At 55.3% G+C, this 20,182-nt stretch carries 19 protein-coding genes; 8 read left to right on the forward strand and 11 right to left on the reverse strand.

The window, feature by feature from the left end; all coding sequences use genetic code 11:
* The first annotated feature begins 45 nt into the window (after positions 1-45).
* On the forward strand, positions 46-573 hold the full coding sequence (locus AC1ROR_RS16750) for a dihydrofolate reductase family protein (RefSeq protein WP_498590102.1): 528 nt from the start codon (positions 46-48) through the stop codon (positions 571-573).
* 88 nt (positions 574-661) lie between these two features.
* On the opposite strand, the gene AC1ROR_RS16755 is transcribed toward AC1ROR_RS16750, so the two are convergent.
* Positions 662-1,729, reverse strand: coding sequence for a linear amide C-N hydrolase (locus AC1ROR_RS16755; protein ID WP_498590103.1), 1,068 nt, complete (start codon positions 1,727-1,729; stop codon positions 662-664).
* A gap of 139 nt (positions 1,730-1,868) precedes the next feature.
* On the opposite strand from AC1ROR_RS16755, the gene AC1ROR_RS16760 reads away from it, so the two are divergent.
* On the forward strand, positions 1,869-2,672 hold the full coding sequence (locus AC1ROR_RS16760; protein WP_498590104.1) for a hypothetical protein: 804 nt from the start codon (positions 1,869-1,871) through the stop codon (positions 2,670-2,672).
* 78 nt (positions 2,673-2,750) lie between these two features.
* The gene (locus AC1ROR_RS16765) at positions 2,751-3,701 is read left to right on the forward strand and encodes a bile acid:sodium symporter family protein (protein ID WP_035226274.1); all 951 of its coding nucleotides are present in this window, start codon (positions 2,751-2,753) and stop codon (positions 3,699-3,701) included.
* Positions 3,702-3,750: 49 nt separating this feature from the next.
* On the opposite strand, the gene AC1ROR_RS16770 is transcribed toward AC1ROR_RS16765, so the two are convergent.
* On the reverse strand, positions 3,751-4,806 hold the full coding sequence (locus AC1ROR_RS16770; RefSeq protein WP_498590105.1) for an aldo/keto reductase: 1,056 nt from the start codon (positions 4,804-4,806) through the stop codon (positions 3,751-3,753).
* Between the two features lie 183 nt (positions 4,807-4,989).
* Between AC1ROR_RS16770 and AC1ROR_RS16775 the strand changes: the two genes are divergently transcribed.
* On the forward strand, positions 4,990-5,895 hold the full coding sequence (locus AC1ROR_RS16775; RefSeq protein WP_498590106.1) for a LysR family transcriptional regulator: 906 nt from the start codon (positions 4,990-4,992) through the stop codon (positions 5,893-5,895).
* A gap of 80 nt (positions 5,896-5,975) precedes the next feature.
* Here the strand turns inward: AC1ROR_RS16775 and AC1ROR_RS16780 are convergent, their stop codons facing one another.
* Genes AC1ROR_RS16780 through AC1ROR_RS16805 form a run of 6 tightly spaced genes read right to left on the reverse strand, consistent with a single transcriptional unit; the run spans position 5,976 to position 10,973 of the window.
* Positions 5,976-6,761, reverse strand: coding sequence for a 2-keto-4-pentenoate hydratase (locus AC1ROR_RS16780; RefSeq protein WP_498590107.1), 786 nt, complete (start codon positions 6,759-6,761; stop codon positions 5,976-5,978).
* A gap of 23 nt (positions 6,762-6,784) precedes the next feature.
* Complete coding sequence (locus tag AC1ROR_RS16785) at positions 6,785-7,633, reverse strand: fumarylacetoacetate hydrolase family protein (protein WP_080839943.1); 849 nt, start codon at positions 7,631-7,633, stop codon at positions 6,785-6,787.
* 9 nt (positions 7,634-7,642) lie between these two features.
* Positions 7,643-8,329 carry a DUF4286 family protein gene (locus AC1ROR_RS16790; RefSeq protein ID WP_080839946.1) on the reverse strand — a complete coding sequence of 229 codons (687 nt, stop codon included), beginning with the start codon at positions 8,327-8,329 and terminating at the stop codon, positions 7,643-7,645.
* A gap of 8 nt (positions 8,330-8,337) precedes the next feature.
* Positions 8,338-9,087, reverse strand: a complete 750-nt coding sequence (locus tag AC1ROR_RS16795; protein WP_080840457.1) for an SDR family NAD(P)-dependent oxidoreductase — start codon at positions 9,085-9,087, stop codon at positions 8,338-8,340.
* Positions 9,088-9,147: 60 nt separating this feature from the next.
* Positions 9,148-10,137, reverse strand: coding sequence for an ABC transporter substrate-binding protein (locus AC1ROR_RS16800; RefSeq protein WP_080839949.1), 990 nt, complete (start codon positions 10,135-10,137; stop codon positions 9,148-9,150).
* A 32-nt stretch (positions 10,138-10,169) separates the two neighbouring features.
* Complete coding sequence (locus tag AC1ROR_RS16805) at positions 10,170-10,973, reverse strand: ABC transporter permease (protein ID WP_498590108.1); 804 nt, start codon at positions 10,971-10,973, stop codon at positions 10,170-10,172.
* Between the two features lie 130 nt (positions 10,974-11,103).
* Here AC1ROR_RS16805 and AC1ROR_RS16810 point away from each other — a divergent pair, with 130 nt between their 5' ends.
* The gene (locus AC1ROR_RS16810; RefSeq protein WP_035226337.1) at positions 11,104-11,913 is read left to right on the forward strand and encodes an ABC transporter ATP-binding protein; all 810 of its coding nucleotides are present in this window, start codon (positions 11,104-11,106) and stop codon (positions 11,911-11,913) included.
* A 114-nt stretch (positions 11,914-12,027) separates the two neighbouring features.
* Positions 12,028-12,798 carry an IclR family transcriptional regulator gene (locus AC1ROR_RS16815; RefSeq protein WP_080839951.1) on the forward strand — a complete coding sequence of 257 codons (771 nt, stop codon included), beginning with the start codon at positions 12,028-12,030 and terminating at the stop codon, positions 12,796-12,798.
* 81 nt (positions 12,799-12,879) lie between these two features.
* Here the strand turns inward: AC1ROR_RS16815 and AC1ROR_RS16820 are convergent, their stop codons facing one another.
* Positions 12,880-14,643, reverse strand: a complete 1,764-nt coding sequence (locus AC1ROR_RS16820; RefSeq protein WP_080839955.1) for an ABC transporter ATP-binding protein — start codon at positions 14,641-14,643, stop codon at positions 12,880-12,882.
* 472 nt (positions 14,644-15,115) lie between these two features.
* On the opposite strand from AC1ROR_RS16820, the gene AC1ROR_RS16825 reads away from it, so the two are divergent.
* Both AC1ROR_RS16825 and AC1ROR_RS16830 read left to right on the forward strand, forming a co-directional pair.
* Positions 15,116-16,423 carry a glycosyltransferase family 4 protein gene (locus AC1ROR_RS16825; RefSeq protein ID WP_498590109.1) on the forward strand — a complete coding sequence of 436 codons (1,308 nt, stop codon included), beginning with the start codon at positions 15,116-15,118 and terminating at the stop codon, positions 16,421-16,423.
* A 163-nt stretch (positions 16,424-16,586) separates the two neighbouring features.
* Positions 16,587-17,483, forward strand: coding sequence for a class I SAM-dependent methyltransferase (locus tag AC1ROR_RS16830; protein WP_051796437.1), 897 nt, complete (start codon positions 16,587-16,589; stop codon positions 17,481-17,483).
* A 135-nt stretch (positions 17,484-17,618) separates the two neighbouring features.
* On the opposite strand, the gene AC1ROR_RS16835 is transcribed toward AC1ROR_RS16830, so the two are convergent.
* Together AC1ROR_RS16835 and AC1ROR_RS16840 are read right to left on the reverse strand one after the other, a co-directional pair.
* Positions 17,619-18,842, reverse strand: coding sequence for a glycosyltransferase family 9 protein (locus AC1ROR_RS16835; RefSeq protein ID WP_080723262.1), 1,224 nt, complete (start codon positions 18,840-18,842; stop codon positions 17,619-17,621).
* A gap of 126 nt (positions 18,843-18,968) precedes the next feature.
* On the reverse strand, positions 18,969-20,174 hold the full coding sequence (locus AC1ROR_RS16840; RefSeq protein ID WP_498590110.1) for a glycosyltransferase family 9 protein: 1,206 nt from the start codon (positions 20,172-20,174) through the stop codon (positions 18,969-18,971).
* Positions 20,175-20,182 lie beyond the last annotated feature (8 nt).

Below are 20,182 nucleotides of genomic sequence, written 5' to 3' on the forward strand. Positions count from 1 at the left end.
GCTTATATATAAACGTATATTCATTTATAAATCAAGGAGGAAGATATGGCAGTCATTCGCGGGTATATCGCGGCGAGCCTGGACGGGCGCATCGTTTCTGGAGACGGCTCGCTCGACTGGCTCTACAAATATGATGATATGGACCTCGGCGAACACGATTACCGACATTTTATCAAGGGAATTCGAACCGTTGTCATGGGTCGTGCGACCTATGATTTCATTGCCAGCGAACAGTCACCCTGGGCTTATGGAGATCAACGCGTCATCGTCGTCACCTCGAGGCCGATCGAGGAGCCCAAGGGACCTCTGGAGGTGCGCAGCGATGTGGGCTCGTTGATGGAGGAACTGCGCGCTCTCGATGATGGCGATGTCTGGATCCTGGGCGGCGGAAAGCTGCAGATGGCCTTTTTGGAGCGCGGCGCACTGGATGAAATCGAGATTTACCTGATTCCGGAAATCATCGGCTCAGGCGAACCTCTTTTCCCGCTTACAGGTCACCGCGCAAGCCCCACTCTCGTCAGCGCAAAGGAAATCGAAAAGGGCTGCGTTCGATTGCACTATCGCTTCTCGTGACGCTCTTAGCTTCACTTACCCGATGGGCGGCAAGGAACGGCGGAAACGCCCCGCCTGTTACTCATCGCCCTGTTACGCGATTTGAGACCTAAAGCCCGAGAAACTTAAAAGGCTTGGTGTCCTTCAAGCTTTCGTTCGCCATGCCCGAATAGATGTGAATCTGATTGGGGCCGAGGTCGAGTTTCTTGACGGCACCGGTCTCTTTCGAAAGATCGAGTTTCGTCATGTCGATCCAGAAGATATTCGGTGTGAGCGCGGACTCGAAGAAATAGAGCTTGCGTTTGTGGTCTATCACCGTGCGCCAGCGGGTAGAGGAAATATTCGGCTGGTCCGGCGTGGTGATACCATAGGGAACTGAGACATTGCGGATGACGCTGAAGACGCTGGCTATGGCCTCGACCGGATTTTCGCTCTTGGGTATGGCATTTGCATAGAATGAGGCCCGGGCAAACCTGTCGGATGCGCGGTTGGTGCCTGGCAGCATGACGGTACCGCCAATCTGCTTCCAATATTCGTTGAGCGCCAGCTGGTGATCGAAGGTCGGCGAATTGGTCATGACCTGATATTGACGGCCGTGATGGATAACCTGTTTACCGTCGATATATTCGATGATCGCGCTGTCACCCGTCGCGTCCGAAAGGGAGAGGTGTAAGGTCGCCAGACGTTCTTCGCCGGGGACATTGTCGGTGACGATGGTGAAGGGGTTTTTCTCGAGTGCGCTGACGGCCTCGTCCACGGTTGCGAAATTGTCGAGCGCATATTGCGCCCAGGCGGCGATGGACAGGCCCGGCGATTTTCCGTCATAAGCGGGATAGCTCGACTCCACCAGCCAGAGAACGTTTGCGGCAAGGCCTGCCTCATTCATGCCGTCGGTCGTGGAAATATCATAACCCGACGCAATGACGCTGCCGTATTTCGAGGTCCATTTGATCGAATTCGGACCTGCCTCGCCGGAGCGCTCCATGCCGCGGGGGAAGACCCAGATATTGGTTCCCACATCCGTTTTCCAGTCCATCGACCGGGCCGTCATCACCTGATCATTTTCGCCCAGATAAACGAAGCGCGTGCAGGCTTCGGCAACCGATGTGGCAAGCGTGGTGAGAGACAATATCGCGGCAGTGCAGGCGGAAAAAAACGGAAGGGTCTTGGGGCGCATGGGAACGTCTCCGGTGCTCGCGGTGCCAATACAGCGTATGATAGAAAATCGGACTTGTTGGCGGGAGTCAAATAGGTTTAGCTACGGGCGATTAGTTGGGGAGAAGGCATTGCTAAAATTATCAGTTTTTGCAGCCGTTATGGCTTTTTCCGCAACCGCGGCCGCAGGTGCGGACGACGTTGTTGCCGCACCCGCGAAAGTTGATGGCGGGGCCGACTGGGCGTTCCAGGCCACGGGCTATCTCTGGGCGACTGGTTTGAATGGCAACATATCGCCGTTCCGACGGGCACCGACCCTGCATGTGGAGAAATCCTTTTCAGATGTCATGGATGATCTCAATTTCGGTGGGTTTCTCAACATCTGGGGGCGTTACGACCGTTTCGTCCTTTCCGGCGATTTGATGTATGTCGATACCACCGACAGCAAGGCAACCGGTCCGTTGCCGGCGCTGCAAATTCCGGGTTTGCCAACCTTGCCGGCCGGTGCCGCTGTCGGTGCGAATGTGGACACACAGGAATTCATGGCGACGCTGCAGGCGGGTTACCGTGTCATCGATGCGGATGGATTTTCTCTGGACGCGCTTGCCGGCGCGCGCTTCTGGCACATTTCCAATGACGTCGCGGTCACTGCCAGCCACCCCCTGATCGGCAGCGTTTCCGCCAGCCATAGGGAGAGTTTCGGCTGGGTGGACCCCGTCATCGGCGCGCGGGCCTTTTTCAGCCTGACGGACAAGCTGTCCGTTCAGGGACAAGTGGATATCGGCGGTTTCGGAGCAGGATCCGATCTCACCTGGTCAGCGCTCGCGACGGTCAACTATGTCTTTACCGACACATTGTCGGTCTCGGCGGGCTACAAGGTGCTTGACGTGGATTACTCCCACGATGGTTACGTTTTCGATTCCCGACTGAGTGGACCGGTCGTCGGGTTGACTTACCGGTTCTGACCCTTTGCCCCCGGAGTGACCTTGACACGACCCCCTTGGAGTCTAGACGGGGTCTCGTGTTCATTAGGGAGTAAAGATATGAAATCGCTGGCAAGCCTTTCGGCGTTCGTTGGCAAGACCTTTGCCATCTGGGTCATCCTGTTTGCCGTACTCGGCTTCTTTTTTCCGGATACGTTCAAGCAGATCGCACCGTGGATCGTGACGCTCTTGTCGATCATCATGTTCGGCATGGGGCTCACACTTTCGGTCGACGACTTCAGGGAAGTCGTAAAAAGGCCGTTCGATGTGACGATCGGCGTGCTCGGGCAGTTTCTCATCATGCCGCTTCTGGCGGTGCTGCTCACCCGCATCATTCCCATGCCTCCGGAAGTCGCGGCGGGCGTCATTCTGGTCGGTTGCTGCCCGGGCGGCACATCTTCCAATGTCATGACCTATCTCTCCAAGGGCGATGTCGCCTTGTCCGTTGCCTGCACCTCGGTCACCACGCTTGCCGCGCCGCTGGTGACGCCGTTCCTCGTCTGGCTGTTTGCGAGCCAGTTCCTGCCGGTTGACGGCTGGGCCATGTTCCTCAGCATCGTCAAGGTCGTTCTGGTTCCGCTCGCTCTCGGCGCCGCCCTGCAGAAGCTGCTGCCCGGTCTCGTCAAGGCCGCCGTTCCGGCGTTGCCGCTGGTGAGCGTCATCGGCATCGTCCTCATCGTTTCGGCGGTGGTGGGAGGATCCAAGGCGTCCATCGCCCAGTCCGGGCTGATGATTTTTGCCGTCGTTGTCCTGCATAACGGGCTTGGCTATCTCCTCGGTTATCTCGCCGCAAAGGCAACGGGCCTGTCGCTTGCCAAGCGCAAGGCCATCGCGATTGAGGTGGGCATGCAGAATTCGGGCCTTGGCGCGGCACTTGCCACGGCCTATTTCTCGCCTCTCGCCGCGGTTCCGAGCGCCATTTTCAGCGTCTGGCACAATATTTCCGGCGCAATCCTGGCAAACTGGTTTTCCGGCCGGGTGGACGCAGGCTCCGCCAACAAAGCCGCCTGAAGCTCCGCATCTGTCAGGCCGCCTGTGGTTCAGGCGGCCTGGCCCTGCCTTAGAACGGCATAGTCTGACGTGTCATGGCCAGTGGATTAAGCCGGGCAAAACCCGCTTGGCGCTGATACGGGAAATGCGGATAGGGCGCAGTCGTCTCGCTGGCCTCGTCCAGCTTCGCTACCTGTGCGGACGTCAGTTCCCATCCCACGGCATTGAGGTTCTGGCGCAGCTGTTCCTCATTGCGCGCGCCGATGATCACCGTGGAAACAGTGGGGCGTCTGAGCAGCCAGTTAAGGGCGACCTGGGGCACCGTCCTGCCGGTTTCTTCCGCGACAGCGTCGAGCGCATCGACTACGCGGTAGAGATGTTCATCATCCACCGGCGGTCCGAAGCTGGCGGTCTCATGCAGGCGGCTACCTTCGGGCAGAGGCGTGCCGCGGCGGATTTTTCCGGTCAACCGCCCCCAGCCAAGCGGGCTCCAGACCATTGCGCCAAGACCCTGATCGGCGCCGAGCGGCATCAGATCCCACTCGTAATCCCGGCCGATCAGGGAATAATAGACCTGATTGACCACATAACGCGGCCAGCCATATCGGTCCGCGACGGCAAGCGATTTCATGATCTGCCAGCCTGAGAAATTTGACACGCCGGTATATCGCACCTTGCCGGAGCGGACGAGCGTATCGAGCGTCGACAGCACTTCCTCAACCGGCGTGAAGGCATCGAAGGCATGAAGCTGAAGGATGTCGATATAGTCGGTCTTTAGGCGGCGCAGGGCGTCATCCACCGCGCGCAGCAGCCGGAAGCGCGACGAGCCCGCCTCGTTCGGCCCGTCGCCCATCGGCAGGCTGGTCTTGGTCGAGATTAGAATGCTGTCGCGCCTTCCTTTGACGGCTTCGCCGAGCACTTCCTCCGATGCGCCATTGGAATAGACATCGGCGGTATCGAACAGGTTGACGCCGGCTTCCAGACAAATATCGATCAGGCGCCGGGCTTCCGTCGCGTCTGAATTGCCCCAGTTGCTGAAGAGCGGGCCGGAGCCGCCAAAAGTTCCGGCGCCGAAACTCAAGACTGGCACTTTCAGGCCGGATTGGCCGAGATGGCGATATTCCATGGGGCGTTCCTTTGTTGCTTCGAAATAGTCGCGGGCGGGTCGCTTTAAAGCATCGCGCTCTGCCCATCCCGTGATCAGGCAGACGAGGATTGTGATGTGTCTCAATCGCCGTCTGAAGATAGACGCTCAATCTTCAATGAAATAGAATGCCGAAAATACTATCACTTGTGAGATGAAATCATCATGGCGCGACTGGATATCAACCGGGCAGGGGAGATGGAAATCTTCGTGCGGGTCGTCGAACTCGGCGGTTTTTCCCGCGCGGCTGCAGCGGCGAACATGACACCTTCGGCGGTGAGCAAGCTGATCGCACGGCTGGAAGGCCGCCTGAGCGTGCGCCTGCTCAACCGTTCCACCCGGCAGCTTCAGATCACGCCGGAGGGCTGCGCCTTCTATGAAAGGGCCACCCGCATCCTTGCCGATCTCGAAGAGGCCGAACGGGCTGCCGGTGAGGGCGAACAGCCCGTCGGCCGTGTGCGGATCAATACCAGCGCTTCTTATGCAACACATATTCTTGCGCCCATCCTGCCACGGTTTCTGGCGCTTCATCCGGGCGTCACGCTCGATATCGTCCAGACGGATATGGTGGTCGACCTCCTCGCGGAGCGCATGGATGTTGCGGTGCGCGCCGGACCCCTGAAGAGCTCAACTCTCGTTGCCCGGAAGCTCGGTGAGACAAGGATGATCATTGCCGCCGCCCCGGATTATCTCGAGCGCTGCGGCGTGCCGCAAACCATAACCGACCTGGAAAATCACAATCGGCTCGGGTTCGGTTATGCCCGGTCAATCGACGGGTGGCCGTTGCGGGATGCCGGAAAGACCGTCGTCATTCCCGCGACGGGACGCGTGCAGGCCAGCGATGGCGAGGGCCTTCGCCATCTCGCCCTTGCCGGTGTCGGGTTGGTTCGCGCTGCTGCCTTCACCGTGCGGGAGGATATCGCCGCTGGCCGGCTCATATCGGTCCTCGATCATCTTGATACGGGTGAAACGGAGATATTTCACGCCGTTTATGCCGGCCAGCGCGGGCTCCTCCCGTCCCGTATTCGGGCGTTGCTCGATTTTCTGGGTGAATACGGGCGGGTTAAGTGAAGTGACGCAAAAAGGTGCCGTTTTGCGTCTCATCATCGCTGATCGGGAGAACGTGATTGTTTATTCGTTGGGCTGCCGGCTTATTCCTTCGGACCCGACAGCGTGAAAGCGCCAACCGATTCCAGCATAATGCGGGTCTCGTCAGAGAGTGCGCCCGGCAGCGCACCGCAGAGGCTGCCCGTCGTCACCACCTGGCCTGCCCTCAGCATATGTCCCGTGTTGAGTGCGGCATTGGCAAAGGCAAGAAGTGGCGCCAGCGGATCAACATTCGGGTGTTTCACCTTGTCATGGAAGAGCTGCACTGATCCTTCGGTAACGATGAGCTGCGGCAGCTCATCGCCATTAGCGGCAAAAACGTCCACGACGCTCTTGTCCACCTCCGGACCGAGGGCGAAACCGTGGTTGGCGAGGCGGTCTGCCAGAAAAAGCGGAAACGGAACCTGATTTTTCTCTTCCAGTCTGTAACGGAGAAGCTCGACACCCAGATGCACCTTGTCGATGTACTGCATCAGATCCGCGCTGGTGAGCCGCCCTTCGGCCGTAGCGGGAATATCGGCAGAGAGTGTAAAGCATATCTCGACTTCAATCCCTTCCGTTCCATCCAACGGGAAGGAAGCGAGATTGGCATCGTTCACCCGGCAGCAATCGAACATGGGAGCCGCGACCGCCTCGCCATCCGGACGAATCGCCAGCTTCCAGCCGCCGATCGGTTTTCCCAAATATCCGGCAAAGTCTCGCTGAACCGCCATCGCCTCTGCAAGCGTGCCCGGAACGAGGCCCTCCGCCTCCAGCTCCGCTAAAGCAATTCTATCACCCTCCCGGCTTGCCTTTGCAAAACGCTTCGCCAGTTTTTCGATCGCCGCCATTCCGCTCATGTCTCCCGATGATCTCACGCGCCGAATGCTGTCACGATTTGGCGCTGTCTGCCAAGGCCATCAATGCCGAGTTCGACCACGTCGCCGGCTTTCAGGAAGACGGGCGGTTTCATTCCAAGGCCCACACCTGGCGGTGTCCCGGTGGTGATCACATCGCCCGGCATCAGACGCATGAAGCGGCTGATATAGGAAACCAGCGTTGCGATCGGGAAAATCATCTTGGACGTCGAGCCGGTCTGCATGCGTTGGCCGTTAACATCCAGCCACAGGCCGAGATTTTGCACGTCGCTGATTTCATCCGGTGTGACCAGCCATGGCCCGAGCGGACCGAATGTCGGTCCGCTTTTGCCTTTCGTCCATTGGCCACCGCGTTCGATCTGGAAGGCGCGTTCGGAGACATCATGGCAGACGCAGAAACCCGCAATGACCGAGAGTGCATCCTCTTCCCGCACATGATAGGCCGGCTCACCGATAACGAAGGCGATCTCGACTTCCCAATCGGTTTTTTCCGAATCCTTCAGAAGGCAAATCGGATCATTCGGGCCGGAAATGCAGGAGGTGTGTTTGTTGAAAAGCACCGGCTCTTCGGGAATGGGCGTATTCGTTTCCAGCGCATGGTCGATGTAATTGAGGCCAACCGCCACAAAATTGCCGACAGAACCGACGCAGGGGCCGATCCGCACATCAGATGGTACGACCGGGAGGGAAGAAAGATCGGTTTTTGTCAGTTTTTCAAGAAAACGGCGCGAAAGGGTCGCCCCGGCTATGTCGGTGACGATCGAAGAAAGATCGCGGATAATGCCCTCAGCGTCTAGCGCTGCCGGCTTTTCCTGGCCGATTGGACCATAACGGAGAAGTTTCATTCTGTTTTCCTATGCGGCTGATTGCTGAAGGGCATTTTCGCCGAGCGCAAATTCAAGGCGGTAAAGTCCAAATTCCACGGGTCCGACGAGGTCGTTTCCGGAGAGTTGTTGCGCCAGCCTGTCCGCGGCAGTGGCAACGGAAGAGGCCGAGCCGCCTTCGATCATGATGATCCAGTTCGGCACACCAACCTGACGGCCCTTGCGTTCGGCGGTTTCAAGGCTGCTTGCGCCACTGTCTGCAATGCAAAGATGGGTGCCGCTGATGCCGTTCAACTTACCGGTTTCGCAGAGAGCGTCAGTCAGCATGGATCGGATTGCCGCCCTATCTGTCTCCGCCGCATCAAAACGAAAGGTGGCGATGAAGCCACCGTCGCCGCAGCCATGGGAATAGTCGGTGTTGCAGACACCGCGTGTCGTGTTGCGAAAGTCTGCGGTGGAACGCTTTGTCCAGGGGGTGGGATTGTTCAGCCGGTCGAGATAGGGCTGGCCGACCAGCACCTTCGCATCCGCTGCCTCATAGAGCGTGAAATACTCGGGTACTCCCTGCTCGGCGATATAACGGCGTCCGCGTAGGAAGCCGGGGATCGCGACGCGTTCCGGGATATGCTCGCGATTGTGCCATTCGATGAAATTATCACGGCCTTCCGGCAAGATGTCGTTCCAGATGGCGACGACGGCCTTTCCCAAGAGAGACATTGGTTACCTCAATATGTTGCACGACCGCCGGACAGGTCGAAAACCGCGCCGGTCGAGAAGCTGCATTCGGAAGAAGAGAGCCAGGCCACCATATTGGCGACTTCGGCGGGATCGAGAAAACGTCGCATGGGAATGCGGGAGAGAATATCGTCCAGTCGTTCCCTCGGGGCATCGACACTCATTGCCGTCATGGAGGCCGCGGGCGTAATGGCGTTAACGAGAATATCCGCTGTTGCCAGTTCCTTGCCGAGGCTTTTGGTCATCGCCACCAGCCCCGCCTTGGCGGCGCTGTAGGCTGCTGCCTGATGCATGCCTTCCTTGGCCTGGATGGAGGCGACGTTGACGATGCGGCCGAAATGGCTTTCTTTCGCCGTTTCGATCATCAACGGCACCAACGCACGGCAGACAAGAAACGACCCGAACAGATTGACGTCGATGATCCTGCGAAATTCCTCGACCGGAATTTCCCACAAGGGCGCGACATTGCCGACAATGCCGGCATTGTTGACGAGGATGTCGAGCCTGCCGAACCGCTGTTGCAGATCATTGGTGGCGGTTTCGATGCTTTGTGCGTCTGTGATATCGACGCCGGCATGGGGCAGGTTGGCAACGTAACCGCTTTTCACAGCTGTCGGCAGATCCCAGTGAATCACCGTGGCGCCGCAGTCCTGTAACCTCCGGCTGATGGCGGCACCGAAGCCGCCGGCAGCACCCGTGACGACCGCCACCCGGCCTTCAAGATCATAGTGTGTGGACATGTTTGAAACCATTGTTCCGCATCGAGCCCGGCAGATCTGCCGGGCTCTCGGCGTCTGCAGTTATTTTGCGATGAGGCTGTTGGTGAAGAAGGCATCTGCCGACATATCGGTCTTGATGTCCTGATATTCCTTCATCAGATCAAGTGTCTGCTGCCAGTCTGCCGCAGCCATTTCGCCGAGCGGCGCAGATGGGGCGGATGGCGACGGCAGAAGTTTGAGCGAGACTTCCAGTTGCTCTTTCAGAAGCTTGGGATCGCCGGTCGGCTTTTCCTTCACGGCTGCAGCAACTGCCGCGTCAGGATCCGCCTTGGCTGCCTCTATGGATTTCAGCGACGCCGCCACGAAGCGCTTGACCAGGTCCTGATTGCCGTCGATCAACTTGGTGTTGGTAACGATCGTCAGGCCCTGCGTGTTCACGCCCAGCTCCGCAAAAGAAAATACCTTCTGCTCCAGACCCTTTGAATTGAGAACCACGACCTGGTTTTCAAGCCCACCGAGAATGCCCGCAGCGCGATCCTGCATGATGGCGATGATCTTGCCGGGTCCATCCACATTCAGAATATTCACCTTGGACGCATCGACGCCGTTCTTTTTCCAGATAGCGGGCAGGAGGACAAGCGATGCCTCGCCAGCGCTGGCCGCGACCGTCTTGCCCTCCACATCCTTGATGGATTTTACGCCGGAATCCGCGCGAAACGTCATAGCGTAGGGTGAGGTGTTAAGCAGACCGAGCACGGATTTGACCGGTGCGCCTTTCGAAGCGCCGGCAATGACGCTGCCGCCATCGGCAATGCCGAACATATCGCCACCAGTTGCGACCGACTGGACCGTGCGCGCCGAGCCCTGGCCTTCGCCGATCTGCAGATCGATGCCGGCCTCCTTGTAGAAACCCTTTTCTGCGCCGTAATAAAAGATGGTATGGACACCACTCAAAAGGAAATTGAGACGGAGTGTGACCTTGTCTTCAGCCGCAGCGGACTGAATTCCTGCCAGACCAACGGCGAGCGCGATCGCACCGCCCGCAAGCGTTTTTTTCATAATATTGAACATTTTATCCTCCCGTTTTTAATTGAAGTCCGAATTCAGGTCGCGCTTTTCCCGACAGTGAAATCGTCACGGCGCTGCGAAACGTGCCAGGGGATGGCGAAACGCTCGATAAGTTCCACGATGCCGTAGAGAAGCAAGCCAAGCAGGCTCAGCACGATGATGACGGCGAAGGTCATGCTGGTGTTCATGTTGCCGTTGTAATTTAAAAGCAGATATCCAAGGCCGTTATCCGAAGCGACGAACTCCGCCACGACGGCTGCCGTGGCCGAAAGCGCGGCTGCGACCTTGAAGCCTGCAAAAAGCGAGGGCAGGGCGCCCGGCAACTCCACTTTCCAGAAAATCTGCAGGCGTCCGGCGCGATAGCTTTTGGCAAGATCGTAGACATCCGGCTCAATGGATTTGAAGGCCACGATGGAATTGACGACGATCGGAAAAAAGGAGAGCAGAAAAACCAGGAGGATTTTCGACGGCAGACCGAAGCCGACCCAGATAATGAAGAGTGGTGCGATGGCGATCTTGGGGATGATCTGCAGGATCACCAGCAGCGGATAAAAGATCGCCTCGAATGCACGTGAATAGACGACCAGCAGGGCAAGCAACGTTCCCATGACGACGGCCACGAGGAAGCCGAGCACCATGGGCTGCAGCGTGTAGAGCGATGCGGTGAAGACAATAGGCACATTGTTATAAAGGTCCGCAAAGACCTTGCTCGGTGCCGGCAGGATATATTCCGGAACATTCAAGAGACGCACCGCGATTTCCCAGACAATGCCTGCGCCCACGAGGCTGCCTACGGTGTGGGCCTGTCCTTTGACGGCACCAATGACTTTCGAAAACATGCTTCCTCCCGAATTGCCCGCTCGTTGCCGGACAATTTTGTATTGTTGGAACAATGTTCCATATGGACTGATGTTTCGTCAAGTGCTATTTCGGAGGCAGCAGAAGAATGAAATGCAGCGGGAGGAACGCATGTTGCAGAAGAAAAACGACAGGACCGGTTATGAGCCCGGCGTCTTGCTAAAGGGCGTCAGCAAATATTTCGGGCATGCGGACGCGCCTGTCGTAGCATTGGAAAAACTTGACCTGACGATTGGTGACGGGGAGTTCGTCGCGATTGTCGGCCCGTCCGGCTGCGGCAAATCAACGATGATGCGGCTGATCTCCCGGCTTTCTCACGCCAGCACGGGGGAGATTTCCGTTTTCGGCGACGTTTCCAAGGAACCGCCGCCCGGCATGAGCATCGTTTTTCAGAATCACGTGCTTCTCGCCTGGCGGACGATCATCGACAATGTGCTGTTCCCTGCCGAAATGACCGGGCGGAACCGCGAGGAATTGCGGCCGCATGCGCTCGCGCTTCTCGAATCCGTCGGTTTGAAGGATTTCGCCGACAGGTATCCGCACGAACTTTCCGGCGGCATGAAGCAGCGCGCATCGATCGCCCGTGCTCTGCTTCTGCAACCGCGTCTGCTGTTGATGGATGAGCCCTTCGGGGCATTGGATGCGCTGACGCGCGAACAGATGCGTATCGATTTGGAAGCGCTCTGGCTGAAGAATCGAATGACCGTCGTCTTCATCACCCATTCCATCGATGAAGCGGTTCTTCTTGCGGATCGCGTCATCGTCATGACCCCAAGACCTGGGAGAATCGAGAGGATATTGGATATCGACATGCCTCGGCCGCGTGGGCTGGCGGCGCGGCGGGAGCCGGAATTCATCGAGAAATCCGAAGAGATTACCGAGATTTTCCTTTCGCGCGGCATTTTGCAACGCCATGCCTGAAACGAACGGACCTTTCACGTATCCGAAGAGGAAGACGCGAAAGGCCCTGCATCTTCCTGATGAGGCGTCGTCTTTTGATTGAAAATCGCGACGCATATGCGACCGGAGAATGAAATGGACAGGACGATCAATGTACCAAGCGGCGGCGTCGAGCGAACGATTGCCATGCTGGAGCTCCTCGCCTTGGCCGAGGAACCGCTCAAACTATCCGATGTCGCTCATCAACTCGATATTCCGAAAAGCGCATGTCATCGCATCCTCACGTCCCTGATCGAGAATGGCTGGGCTTGGCAGAGCCCCGAGAGCGATTGCTACGCGCTGACCATGCGCATGGCGCTGGTGGGCCAGAAACAACTGGCGCGGCTGCAGGTCTCGGATTTGCGTCAGCCGATCCTGAATGCGCTCGCCGAACGCACCCGCGAACTCGTTCGTTTGACGGCTGTGCAGAACAATACGCTTGTCTGGGTCGGCTCCGCCCGCGGTCGCCGCTCAGGCCTGGTGTTTGAACCCGATATGAGCGCCGGCATTGTGCCCTATGCGACGGCGAACGGTAAAATATGGCTGGCGAGCCTGGAGCGGGAGAGGGCGCTGAGGATCGCCCTTGAAGCCGGGCTCGGCCAACCCGGCCAGCAGGCTGCCAACGCCATCAATACCATCGAAGCGCTGAACCGGGAACTCGATGCCGTTGCAGGTCTCGGTTACGGCCGCGCAGTTGGCGAAGCCGAAGAGGGAGTGGGGGCAATTGCTGTCGCCATCCACCAGGGGAAAGATGTCGTGGGAACCATGAGCGTGGCGGCGCCGCTGACTCGTCTTACGGATGAGCGTGTGGCGGAGATATTGCCACTTCTGGCAAGGGCTGCGAGTGACATGGAAATCGCCTGGTAGCTAATCCGGCTCTTTTGGCCCAAGCTTAAGATAGCCGAAAAGCAAATTCGGGCGGCAGAGCCGCCCGATTTCATTTTGGTGTCAAGCGACGTCGGCGTCGAACTGGATGCTGTGAAGCCGCTTGTAAAGACCATCATTCGCCAACAATTCACGCCGGCTGCCCTGTTCGACCACTTCACCATTATCCATGACGACAATCTTGTCAGCGCGGTTGATGGTGGAAAGGCGGTGGGCGATGACGATGGATGTCTTGTTGAGCGTCAGACGCTCCAGCGCATCGCGCACGAGAGATTCGGATTCGGAATCCAGTGCACTCGTCGCTTCATCGAGGATCAGAATATCCGCGTCTCGAAGCATTGCGCGAGCAATGGCCACGCGCTGGCGCTGACCGCCCGACAGACCGGAGCCGTTCTCACCGAGCCTGGTGTCGTATCCGTCCTGCATCTTCATGATGAAATCATGCGCATTTGCGGCCTTGGCTGCGGCGATGATCTCTTCCTCCGTTGCATTGTCGCGACCGACGGAGATGTTGTGCTTGATCGTTCCGGAGAACAGGAAGGTCTCCTGGCCGACATACGAAACATGCTCGCGCAGGCTGGCAAAGGAAACATCGCGCAGATCCGTGCCGTTGATTTCAACGGAGCCGTTCTGCGGGTCGTAAAGACGCATCATGAGGTTGATGATAGTCGACTTGCCACTGCCCGAGGGGCCGACCAGCGCCGTCATCTTGCCGCCTTCGAAAAGGACGCTGACGTCCCTGAGAACCGGCTGACCGGACACGTACTCGAAGCTGACGTTCTTGAGTTCTACATCGCCGCTTGCCTTCGGGAGCGCTACTGCGTCTTTCTTTTCCATCAGTGTTAGCGGCGCATCCAGCACCTCGAACATCATACGCACGCCGATCATCCCGCCTTCGATCTGTACGCGCATTCTAGCAAGTCGCTTAGCCGGTTCGTAGGCTAGGAGAAGAGCGGTAATGAATGCCATCAGATCGCCGGGGGAGCCGCCTTTTTCGAGCACGGTGTATCCAGAGACAGCAATTACCACTGCGATGGCAAGGCCAGACAGGGTCTCCATGATCGGGCTCGTAGCTGCCTCGAGCTTGGCAATCCCATTGGCACGGTGCTCAACATCCGACACCGCCTTGTTCATGCGCTGGCGCATCAGTTTCTCGAGCGAAAATGCCTTGATGACGCGAACGCCAATACTCGTTTCCTGCACGACATTGACGATTTCACCCAGCGAAGCGAGTTCTGCTTCCATGATCTTGCGAACACGACGCAGGACGAGACGAACGCTGAAGATCGCCAACGGACCAATAATCATGGAAATCGCACTCAGAAGGAAATTCTGGGCGAACATCACGATGATCAGTCCCAGGAGCGAAAAAAGGTCCCGGACAAAAGAGGTGACGATCGTGTCTATGACGCTCCGGGCCGCCTGCGCATTATAGGTGACGCGCACAAGCAGTTCGGAGGACGGTAGGTTCTGAAAAAAGGATACTCCCTGTTTCAACAGCCGATCATAGATTTTGCGCTGCTGCTCGGCGACGATGCTGTTGCCAGCCTTGCTCAGATAATAGCTCTGCACAAAGGTCGCGAGACCCTTCACGATGAAAATGACCGCAACCGCAACAGCAATCTCAAGAACGACGTCAAAGCCTCTCTTCAGATAAACGCTGTTGACGATATCGCGCATGATCCAAGCGCTGAGAGACGTCGTGGCGGCAACGACAACCATCGCCGCAATTGCTGCAGAGTACCAACCGACATGTTTTTTGAAGTTTTCTTTGAAAAGTCGCGTCAGCAACTTCTTGTCGTTTGGCGACAAAAATGATCCGATCACAGTTTTGTTCCTGTTTGATGTAGGCCGTTTTTATCACGCGAGAAAGGAACTGCAAATCCGGCCTTCATTGCTTCAGGCTTGGTTCGCTTTTCGCTCGAAACGAACTTTTTAGGTCTCATGCATGTATGACAAAGAGCTTTACACCGCTTCCAAATGCCGAGGTACCTTCAATCTTTTCTTAGGTGAGAGTGCCAATAAATCGGCTCTCGCGATGTGTCAACCGCTGTCGAGGTAAGGTGGAGTAATGTTACCTCATTTATGTGGTCCCGCAAAAGCTGGCGTCAAGGCCAATATCCGAAGATGGAGGAGGTATCTCGTTCAGTTCATATCAAACGAGAAATAGCGCTTTTCGAAGGCTATGTGCCAATGTAAAAGATGAGCCGTTGATGGGGACGAGCCGAAAGCGGTGCGCCTTGTATCTTAAAATAAGCGTCCGATTCTTGTCGGTTCGTTGTAGCAGACAGGATAGTGAATGCCTGAAATATTTTTCGATTTGTCGGAGTTGTTTTTGAATTCCGGCGTGAAGTTCAAGTACTACGGAATCTCCAGAACCGTCATGGAGGTAGCGTATGAACTAACGTCACTGGATAAGTCGATCAGGTATGTCATTTACTCGCCGTTGCACGGCCGTTTCTTTGAAGTGTTTCCACGGGTAGGTGATGCATCTCCGACAGGAGTTCTCGATCCCAATATTCCATCTACCGCGACACCTTTGCGCCTTAGGCAGAATATTTATGATACAAATTTCATAAAGAAAATCTTCTACGACATAGCGCGTAAAATCGTTGTCCATCGAAACACGAAACGCTGGCAGACAGTCCCGGACGGTGCGACGAAAGAGGTGAACCTAGACGGGCAAATTTTGGTGTCGCTCGGCCGCCCCAAAATCATTTCTGACTACATTATGGCGTTGGAAAAACGCGGGGAAAGGCCCGTTTTTGTGCCTCTGCTTCACGATATGATTCCGTTGCATGACTTTACGCACCGCAATCAATTCGCCTTTCCTCGAAACTTCCTTTACGACAATCAGGTAACGATAAAAGCGGCCTCGCTGATTTTGACGAACTCGGAATTTACGGCAGGCGAAGTGCGCCATTTTTCCCAAGCTGGGACATTGCCGGCAATTCCTGAGGTGGTTGCGGTACCACTTTGCCACGAGCTTCGACCAACAAACGAGCAAGTGAATAAAAGAGGACCGGCAGAGCCGTATCTGCTTTGCGTTGGAATATACAACGGCCGGAAAAATCTGGAATGCGTTGTGGAGGCGATGCTCAATCTTAAAAATAATGGCGTCGATGTCCCGTTACTTGTTCTGGCTGGGGCACGGCGCAAGCGAGTAGAGAAGTTTCTGAAGAAAGATCGATATCGAGCGATCGCTGACAAGTTTCAGTTTGTTCTCAACCCTAACCAGGCCGAGCTTCGCTTGCTGTATGAGGGTGCCTTTGCGTTGCTCCTCCCCAGTCGAATGGAAGGTTGGGGCCTGCCGATAAGTGAAGCTTTGTGGTGCGGTACACCTGCGCTGGCGGCCGATGTCCCCGCTTTGCGTGAAGCAGGAGGCGATTTGGCGCTTTACTTCGACCCAGAGCAGCCTGAGCAATTGGCGAGTATTCTCGGAAAACTGTTATCCACACCGGAAGACTATGCTGCGCTTAAGACGAGAATAGCAGAAGCTCATCCCGATATGCGAACCTGGCGTGACGTCGCAGCCGATGTGATGAAGGCAGTTCATGATTTGCGCGGCTCAAATCAGGTCCACGCCGCCTCGACAGCTGATGTTTGAAGGTATCCGGCACGGGTAATCGCGGTGCAGCAGGTGATGGGTTGGAAAACGCAGACCTAGTTGTCGCCGCGGCGATTTGTGAGGAAGTTTTAGAATTTAATCCATAGCAAAAGACGTGTCGGCGTATTGTGCATTACGCCCCTCAAAGAAAGCCGCGGTTATAATGGTTGATCAGAGATTCTATTTTGAATTCGAGCAAAAATATCGGGGTACCCGCGCAGAGGTTGGTAAACGGCTGCTAGGATATTCTCCACTTCTGGACGCATTGGAGGCCTCGGGCCTTCCCAAGGTAAGCGTCGATTATGGTTGTGGTCGTGGCGAATGGTTGGAGATTCTCTCTCATAGAGGATGGAATGCCACGGGAGTGGATTCAAACGTTGAAATGCTTAGACCGGCCGAATTGGATGGCCTGAAAATAGTTGTCAGCGATGCTCTTGCTCATATTAAGTCGTTACCGGATGCATCCCTTTCTCTGGTTACCGGGTTTCATATCGTCGAACATCTTCCCGTCGATATTTTGCACGATCTTATCGCGGAGAGTTTCCGTGTGCTTGCACCAGGCGGGATGATAATATTCGAGACGCCCAATCCAGAGAATTTTCTCGTTGGATCCAACCGTTTTTATATGGATCCGACACATATACATCCGCTGCCGCCAAACTACCTGAAGTTCATTGCTGAGTTTTCTGGATTTGCGGATGTTTACGCAATAGGGATAAACCAGCCTTCGCTTCGTTTCACATCCGGGATTGCCGGCGCGCTACTGGAGTTGACCGAACTTTTCCCGGATTATTCGGTGATCGCGCAGAAGGCGCACGACGATCCGTCATTTCAAAAACTATCGGATGTGGTGGATAAGGATTTCAATCAAAATTCTCCTTATAGCTATCTTCCCCTCGACCGGCTTATCGACAGGATGCATGCCCTGGAGCATAATCTCGAAGAGACACGATCAGCATTATCTGCAGTGCAGGATGAGCTCGTGACCATTCGAAGAAACCTACCAAAAGAGATTCTCAAGCGAAGGGTGAGGAAAATTAGGACCTTCCTTCGATTTTAGGTGTCTGTCTAGGCTGGACGCAATTGAGCGGTTCTTAAAAGGAGAGTTGTCGCGATACCGCGACGACTTCTATGCTCCCTTTAGAGAAAGAAATCTGTTTCCGAAGGCTTCAGAATTGACAATATTTACATTGTGCTAAGTATTCATTGCCCGCGCTGCCGCATCTACAACGCGATCGACAGAGATGCCCCTCATACAGGCGTGGCCACCGATACATTCCTTCAGGGATGAAACGCCACAAGGTGAGCATGGGACAGCGTTGGTGACTGTGATTGTTTTTTCACCCTTAGCGGCAAATCTGCCGATCGAAGTCACCCCACCATAGATGCAGACAGTGGGGATGCCGAGACTCGCTGCCATATGGGTCGTTCCCGTATCGTTGCCGACATAAAGTGACAGCTTTATCAGAATGCTTGGCAGGTCCGCGAGATCGATTTTGGCAGTGAGGTTTAAAACGCGATTTTCAGGCAATGCGCGCTCAATTATCTCATGTTTCGCGATTTCGTCGGGGCCGCCAATCAGAAGAAAAAAAGCATCGCTTTCTACAATCAAACGATTGGCCAAGGCCAAGAACGACTCTTCGGGCCAGTCCCTCGTTTGCGCACCGCTGCCGCAATTTATGCCAACAAGGAATTTTTCGCTGTCGTGGTCAATCCCATTGATCAAGGTCTCTGTGTAAGCAGTTCTCTCTCTTGCCAGATTAATGAGTACAGACTTCGCAACAATATTATCCTGATAAAAACCCGATACCTCCCGCGCCAGTCTGTTCATCAACGTTGATGCATGAATATCGAGCATCTGCGTTGCCCAAGATTCTTTTCTCGGGAACGGCGGCTGAATGTCAAAGCGGGTAGGCCCTTTCTTTCCGGAGTACGCCGCTTTCGTATCGGCATCGATCGCTAGAATGTAGCCGCGCTGGTCGTCTTCAATCCGCAGATCAACTGCAAGGTCGAAATGAGGTAGTCGTGCCGCCGTCGATTCAAATTCGCCACGCCCGGGTTGGCTCGATCCATTGTTGGCGGTTGTAAGGTGAATCACGTCGAAGAGCTTCGATTGCTCGGCTAAGGTTCGATTCCACGGGCCGGCCAATAGATGAAGCTCTGCGTCGCGAAAAGTATCACGCAAATGGGCCATGGCCGACAGGGCCAGAACGAAATCCCCGATCTTGTCGGATTTAATAATGAGAATTTTTTGAGGCCACAGTGGGACAGAATGATTGACTCGGAGGGTGTCAGGTCCGAACAGGTTGCCTTTTCCGCGCAAAACAGCAGACATGTATCGGGATTTCGCCCGCAGCCATCGACGGGCGATTTTCCAGCTTCGCCGTAACGGGCCGCGTCGGAGCTTATTGTCGCGCATTATTTAGTCCAAGGTAGGAAAAGTAAACTTTGCCAATATCACGAAACGGGCTTATCCGTGAGGCAGGTTAAATTGGAAACGCTGGTAGACTGCGTTGTTCCTTGGACAGCAATTTACAATGCTGCCTCAGGTGAATTGGGTCAACAGGAAACGAGATTCCTCCAAAATCGCGTTCACACCGATCATTGAACGGCATTTCATTCCGTTGGGACAACGGGATTCATCGAAATCCAAACCGCATCCCGCACACTCCACATCGCCGGAAATCATGCTCACTTTGGGTCCCACAAAGCCCCAAATGTCCGGGAGGTGGGATGCCGTATAAATGCCGATAGTCGGTACACTCAATTGTGCCGCCACATGCCCTGCGCCTGAGTTATTGGATATGACGAGGTTAGCTGCGGCCAGTGCCGAATAAAATTCATCACGACTTAACGCATCCTTCAAAACGAACCGTTCGTTGGAGCTAAGGTCCTGCTGAAGACTGCTTACAGCCACGATCTCGTGCACCCGCAAATTTTTGCCATTACAGATTAAATGGATATCTGCTTTAGTCTTATCCAGAAGTGCCAATATCAATTCACGATAACGTTCGAACGGCCAGTCCCTTAGCGCCGAATTAGAGAAGGGAACGACAGCAACTACCGCTCTTCCATCCTTTTTTACGGAAAATATGTTCTCGGAGACGTCCTCAATTGAGGTCGTGTTCTTGCTGAACTCGGAATTTGCGTAGGCGTAATTTATTATGCGCGACGCATTAATCGCACAATGCTCCATTTTTTCAGCGAAATTCTCCCGAATCTTTCGCTCTTTCTTTTTAAATCCCAGTTTCGAGAATATCCGATATTTTCTTTTTATCCGAACGCTCAGGGGTGTTTGCGGAAGAGAATATCGGAATTCACCTTTTCTATCCCTATAAAAGGCAAACTTCTGTTTTGCCCTAAGCCCCTCAATTATAAAACGCGTATCGTCTGGCACTCGAATGTCGATCGCTAGATCGAACTCGCCCAGATTAATCGCTTCTTGAACCACGTTTTGTTGAAATATACGCGCAGCCGCGTCGGCTTTTGCCTGTTCGGGAAAGTAGTCCAGTGCAACTATCTCGTCAGCGACATTAACGGTCTTTGCTATAGAGAGATTCCAAGAACTGACTGCAAGGGTGATGTGTGCTGATCCGAACAACAACCGCGCTTGTCGAAGTGCTGGCAGCGACATCCAGAAATCGCCTATATGGCCAAGATTCATGATCAAGATCCGGGCCGTGGTTTGCTTCCGCAACGGTGTCCAGGTCCTATGATATTTCAGGCCGCCGATGGTCTCTTGAGAGTACATGCCTTGTA

The organism is Agrobacterium sp. GW821-FHT14E08 (assembly GCF_058803865.1).